The sequence below is a fragment of the Pseudomonas sp. NPDC089569 genome, assembly GCF_050280625.1.
Lineage (GTDB): Bacteria > Pseudomonadota > Gammaproteobacteria > Pseudomonadales > Pseudomonadaceae > Aquipseudomonas.
The window spans coordinates 1-5,720 of record NZ_JBNNVQ010000177.1 but is presented as its reverse complement, the minus strand read 5'-3'; the positions used below and the strand labels follow the sequence as shown (position 1 = coordinate 5,720).

5 protein-coding genes and 2 pseudogenes are annotated in these 5,720 nt (G+C 57.9%); 2 read left to right on the top strand and 5 right to left on the bottom strand.

Annotated features, from left to right (window positions below):
* The 4 genes and pseudogenes from mnmA to ACQKP2_RS31425 form a co-directional block, all read right to left on the bottom strand.
* Positions 1-176 (bottom strand): annotated as a pseudogene (gene mnmA, locus ACQKP2_RS31440) (tRNA 2-thiouridine(34) synthase MnmA); the annotation flags it as partial.
* Between the two features lie 59 nt (positions 177-235).
* Complete coding sequence (locus tag ACQKP2_RS31435; protein ID WP_427582187.1) at positions 236-682, bottom strand: NUDIX hydrolase; 447 nt, start codon at positions 680-682, stop codon at positions 236-238.
* A 214-nt stretch (positions 683-896) separates the two neighbouring features.
* Entirely contained in the window at positions 897-3,122 is a 2,226-nt protein-coding gene (locus ACQKP2_RS31430; RefSeq protein WP_427582186.1) for an NADP-dependent isocitrate dehydrogenase, read from the bottom strand.
* A gap of 327 nt (positions 3,123-3,449) precedes the next feature.
* Positions 3,450-3,617 carry a hypothetical protein gene (locus ACQKP2_RS31425; protein ID WP_427582185.1) on the bottom strand — a complete coding sequence of 56 codons (168 nt, stop codon included), beginning with the start codon at positions 3,615-3,617 and terminating at the stop codon, positions 3,450-3,452.
* Here ACQKP2_RS31425 and icd point away from each other — a divergent pair.
* Complete coding sequence (gene icd, locus ACQKP2_RS31420) at positions 3,616-4,872, top strand: NADP-dependent isocitrate dehydrogenase (protein WP_427582184.1); 1,257 nt, start codon at positions 3,616-3,618, stop codon at positions 4,870-4,872. The two genes, ACQKP2_RS31425 and icd, sit on opposite strands and share 2 nt — an antisense overlap.
* A gap of 78 nt (positions 4,873-4,950) precedes the next feature.
* On the opposite strand, the gene cspD is transcribed toward icd, so the two are convergent.
* Positions 4,951-5,217: a cold shock domain-containing protein CspD gene (gene cspD / locus ACQKP2_RS31415; RefSeq protein ID WP_427582183.1), complete on the bottom strand. Its 267-nt coding sequence runs from the start codon at positions 5,215-5,217 to the stop codon at positions 4,951-4,953.
* Between the two features lie 224 nt (positions 5,218-5,441).
* Between cspD and ACQKP2_RS31410 the strand changes: the two are divergent.
* Positions 5,442-5,645 (top strand): annotated as a pseudogene (locus ACQKP2_RS31410) (ATP-dependent Clp protease adaptor ClpS); the annotation flags it as partial.
* Between the last annotated feature and the right edge of the window lie 75 nt (positions 5,646-5,720).

The window sequence follows — 5,720 nt, the reverse complement described above, 5'->3', positions numbered from 1 at the left end:
TCCATGGCGGTGCAGTATTCCGTTCCGTCGTCCTCTTCCCAGTTCTTCATGAACAGGCCTTCCACTTCATAACCCTGCTCGATCAGCAGGAGAGCGGAAACGGAAGAGTCCACGCCGCCGGACATGCCGACGATAACGCGCTTCTTTTTTGTGTCAGAAGGGGCTGGATCACGCATAGGGATTCAATGAGTGTCTTGAAAAAGGACGCGATTCTAACAGGCTGGAGCCCGCAAGGCTAAAGAGAAGGACGGATCAGTTCGAGATCGAAGTGTTTGCCGTCCAGATAATCGTCGATGCAGCGGATGATCAGCTCGCTGCGCCAGTTGTCCCGTTGTTGCAGTAATTCGTCGCGGGTCAGCCACTTGGCGCCGACGATGCCGTCATCCAGCTGATAGTCGGGGTGGTGTTTCAGCGCCTTGGCGATGAAGCAGACCCGTTGGTAGGTCACACCGTTGCTTGGGGCGGTATAGAGGTAGATGCCCAGTACGCCGGTCGGTTCGACGTCCCAGCCGGTTTCTTCGAGGGTTTCACGCACGGCGGCTTCGGTCAGTGTTTCGTCCGGATCCAGGTGACCGGCGGGCTGATTGAGTACCACGCGCCCATGCTTGAGTTCTTCGACCATCAGGAAGCGGCCGTTGTCTTCGACGATGGTGGCGACGGTGATGTGGGGTTTCCAGTCCATGGGTGTCCTCGATTTTGAATGTTGAAATGCAGTCAGTGTGGGAGCGAGCCTGCTCGCGATAGCGGTGGGTCAGGCAACATCAATGTTGAATCAAATGCCGCAATCGCGAGCAGGCTCGCACCCACAGGGTTGTTTTTCTACCGCTAAATTTGTGTAAAGGCCAGAAACACCAACCCCGGCACGGGGCCGGGGTTGGTGATGTTTCCCTACAACTTTAAACCAGCGCAGCGATCGCCGCGTTGAGCGTGGCGCTCGGACGCATGGCCTTGCTGATCAGTTCGGCATCGGCGTGGTAGTAACCGCCGATATCCACTGGCTTGCCTTGTACGGCGTTGAGTTCGGCAACGATGGTCGCTTCGTTCTCGGTCAGGGTCTTGGCCAGGGTCGCGAACTGCGCTTGCAGTGCAGTGTCTTCGGTCTGGGCGGCCAGGGCCTGGGCCCAGTACAGCGCCAGGTAGAAGTGGCTGCCGCGGTTGTCGATGTTGCCGACTTTGCGCGATGGCGACTTGTTGTTGTCCAGGAACAGGCCGGTGGCCTGGTCGAGGGTCTTGGCCAGAACCAGTGCTTTAGGGTTGTTGTAATTCACACCCAGGTGCTCAAGGGAGGCGGCCAGGGCCAGGAATTCACCCAGGGAGTCCCAGCGCAGGAAGTTTTCTTCCAGCAGTTGTTGCACGTGCTTCGGAGCCGAACCGCCGGCGCCGGTTTCGAACAGGCCGCCACCGTTCATCAGTGGCACGATCGACAGCATCTTGGCGCTGGTGCCCAGTTCCATGATCGGGAACAGGTCGGTCAGGTAGTCGCGCAGCACGTTACCGGTTACCGAGATGGTGTCATTGCCTGCGCGGGTGCGTTGCAGGGTGTATTTCATTGCGTCGACCGGTGCCATGATCTGGATGTCCAGACCGGCAGTGTCGTGATCCTTCAGGTAAGCCTGAACTTTCTCGATCACTACGCCATCGTGGGCACGCATCGGGTCCAGCCAGAAAATCGCTGGCGTTGCGCTTGCGCGGGCGCGGTTGACGGCCAGCTTGACCCAGTCCTGGATCGGCGCGTCCTTGGTCTGGCACATGCGGAAGATATCGCCGGCTTCAACCGACTGTTCCATCAGCAGGGCACCGTTGCTGTCGGTCACGCGGACCACGCCGTTGGCCTTGATCTGGAAGGTCTTGTCGTGGGAACCGTACTCTTCGGCTTTTTTCGCCATCAGGCCAACGTTCGGCACGCTGCCCATGGTGGTCGGATCGAACGCACCGTTGGCTTTGCAATCTTCGATCACGGCCTGGTAGATGGTGGCGTAGCAGCGATCCGGGATGACGGCCTTGGTATCGTGCAGTTGGCCATCGGTGCCCCACATCTTGCCGGAGTCACGGATCATTGCAGGCATCGAGGCGTCGACGATGACATCGCTCGGCACGTGCAGGTTGGTGATGCCCTTGTCGGAGTTGACCATCGCCAGCGCAGGGCGAACGGCGTAGACCGCCTGGATGTCCGCTTCGATTTGCGCTTGTTGTTCGGCCGGCAGGGTCTTGATGCGAGCGTACAGGTCGCCAATGCCGTTGTTCAGGTTGAAGCCGATCTGCGCCAGCACGTCAGCGTGCTTGGCCAGTGCGTCTTTGTAGAACTCGGCAACGATCTGGCCGAACATGATCGGGTCGGAGACCTTCATCATGGTGGCCTTGAGGTGAACCGACAGCAGCACGCCTTGTGCCTTGGCGCTTTCGATTTCTGCGGCGATGAAGGCACGCAGGGCGTTTTTGCTCATCACGGCGCAGTCGAGGATCTCGCCAGCCTGAACGCTGGTTTTTTCCTTCAGGACGGTGGTGGTGCCATCTTGTGCGATCAGTTCGATCTTCACGGCGCCGGCGGCGTCGATCAGGGCGGCTTTTTCGCTGCCGTAGAAGTCACCGTTGCTCATGTGCGCGACATGGGACTTGGAGTCCGCAGTCCAGGCGCCCATTTTGTGCGGGTGCTTGCGTGCATAGTTCTTGACCGACAGCGGTGCGCGGCGGTCGGAGTTGCCTTCGCGCAGGACCGGGTTCACGGCGCTGCCCTTGACCTTGTCGTAACGAGCCTTGGCTTCTTTCTCGGCATCGCAGGTCACGGTTTCCGGATAGTCCGGCAGGTTGTAGCCCTGGGCTTGCAGTTCTTTGATGGCGGCTTGCAGTTGCGGAACCGAAGCACTGATGTTCGGCAGCTTGATGATATTGGCTTCAGGCGTAACGGCCAGGGCGCCCAGTTCGGCGAGGTGGTCGGCTACGGCTTTGTCGCCCAGTTGCTCGGGGAAGCTGGCCAGGATGCGCCCTGCAAGGGAGATGTCGCGGGTTTCAACGGCGATATCGGCCGAGGCGGTGTAAGCCTCGATGATTGGCAGCAGGGAGTAGGTGGCGAGGGCTGGAGCTTCGTCGGTGAAGGTATAGATGATCTTCGAGCGGGTGGGCATATTCGGATTAACTCTCTCTTCTTTGCTAAAGCATGCGCAGAAACTCGAGGGGCGCCGGGTAAGCGCGTTCGTTCAAAAGTCATCCATGAACCGAATGTCGAGGTTTCTTTGCGGTGATGTTGGGTGCATCAGTAGAGCGTCGAACGGCCGGTGTGCGGTAACAGCCCGGCTTGTCTGGCGGAAGGTCTCGTCATTGAGCGCTCAGCCGTGGTGACTCTGTGGTCAGCGGCGGCATTATACATAGGTAGCTGGCAATCTGCCGATGGTTCATACACAACGATGCTCGTCCATTGGTCTAAAGGTCGCAGGGGCGAGTGTGGCGCGGTGTCATTCGTCGTGCTTGATTTTGGCGTTTTTCCCTTTGCTTTCAGGCTTGTAGCGCGCCTGTTGCGCGGCTTTGCAGCAGATGAGTGGAACATAGGGTTTGCGCGCCGATTTAACTGGGTTACGCTCGAACCAAGCCAGATGTTCAATCCAATCAATGGAGTTCAGCATGGGTTACAAGAAGATTCAGGTTCCAGCCGTCGGCGACAAAATCACCGTCAATGCAGACCATTCTCTCAATGTTCCTAATAACCCGATCATCCCCTTCATCGAAGGTGACGGCATTGGTGTCGACATCAGTCCGGTCATGATCAAGGTTGTCGATGCTGCTGTGAAAAAGGCTTACGGCGGCGAGCGCAAGATTTCCTGGATGGAAGTGTACGCCGGGGAAAAAGCGACTCAGGTCTACGACCAGGACACCTGGCTGCCCCAGGAAACCCTGGACGCAGTCAAGGATTACGTGGTTTCCATCAAGGGCCCGCTGACCACGCCGGTCGGGGGCGGCATCCGTTCCTTGAACGTGGCCCTGCGCCAGCAACTGGACCTGTACGTCTGCCTGCGCCCTGTGCGCTGGTTCAATGGCGTGCCCAGCCCGGTCAAGAAACCAGGCGATGTGGACATGACGATCTTCCGCGAGAACTCCGAAGACATCTACGCCGGTATCGAGTGGAAGGCCGGTACGCCGGAAGCCACCAAGGTCATCAAGTTCCTCAAGGAGGAAATGGGTGTCACCAAGATCCGCTTCGATGAAAATTGCGGCATCGGCGTCAAGCCGGTTTCCCTGCAAGGCACCAAGCGTCTGGCTCGCAAGGCCCTGCAATATGTGGTCGATAACGACCGTGATTCGCTGACCATCGTCCACAAGGGCAACATCATGAAGTTCACCGAGGGTGCCTTCAAGGAATGGGCCTACGAAGTGGCGGCCGAGGAGTTTGGTGCGACGCTTCTCGATGGCGGTCCGTGGATGCAGTTCAAGAACCCGAAAACCGGCAAGAATGTCATCGTCAAGGATGCCATCGCCGACGCCATGCTCCAGCAGATCCTGCTGCGTCCGGCCGAATACGATGTAATCGCGACGCTCAACCTCAACGGTGACTATCTTTCCGATGCCCTGGCGGCGGAAGTGGGCGGTATCGGTATCGCACCCGGTGCCAACCTGTCCGATACCGTGGCCATGTTCGAAGCCACCCACGGTACTGCACCCAAGTATGCCGGCAAGGACCAGGTGAACCCCGGCTCCCTGATCCTCTCGGCGGAAATGATGCTGCGCCACATGGGCTGGACCGAAGCGGCGGACCTGATCATCAAGGGCACCAACGGCGCGATTTCCGCCAAGACCGTGACCTATGACTTCGAGCGCCTGATGGAAGGCGCCAAGCTGGTCTCGTCCTCGGGCTTCGGCGATGCCCTGATCTCGCACATGTAAGCTAAAGCAGGCGATAAAAAGCCGCCCGCCTCAGATGATTGAGGCGGGCGGCTTTTTCATGTCTGGCGGTGGCGCGGTTCAGACCGTGGCGTTCTGTGACTTGGCGGGTGCGGCGGCGGTGGAGGTCTCCTGGTGCGCGCCGATATTGACGGCATGCAGGCCCTTGGGTCCCTGGATGATTTCGAAGACGACTGCCTGGCCGGCTCTCAGGGTTTTATAGCCTTCCATCTGAATGGCCGAGTAATGGGCAAACAGGTCTTCGCTTTTACCATCCTCGTTGATGAAGCCATAACCCTTGGCATTGTTGAACCATTTCACCTTGCCACTGACCTTGACGCCTGACATACCCATATCCCTCTGCAACAGACTCCATCACTGGAGTATCATCCAGTTCATCCGCAGTCACTTCTTCGAAAAAAGTTGACTCCGCGGACCTTTTTTACCCACTGTGGGCTCTATTGGTTGTAACACCGTTTTGCCGATAGTCAAGGCGACCAGGCAGTCGGAGTTGAAATCCTCCAGAGCAGCCCCCACCACTGTATTTGCACAACTGACGAACCTTTCTTTCCATGCATGCAATCAGCCAGATTCGACTAACATTCAATCAGGATCGCCCGGATTTACACGACGACGATTCCGCAGGCATTGCTGTCCAGGAGGCCAAGCCTGCTTTACAGGCGCCGCCGATGTACAAGGTGGTCTTGTTTAACGATGACTACACACCGATGGATTTCGTCGTCGAAGTGCTCGAGGTGTTTTTTAACCTGAATCGCGTCTTTATTCGAGCAGCAGCTCTCAGATCACGCATCTGATCCCTCTTAGTGAGGAATCGGATTGTCTCGACCTTA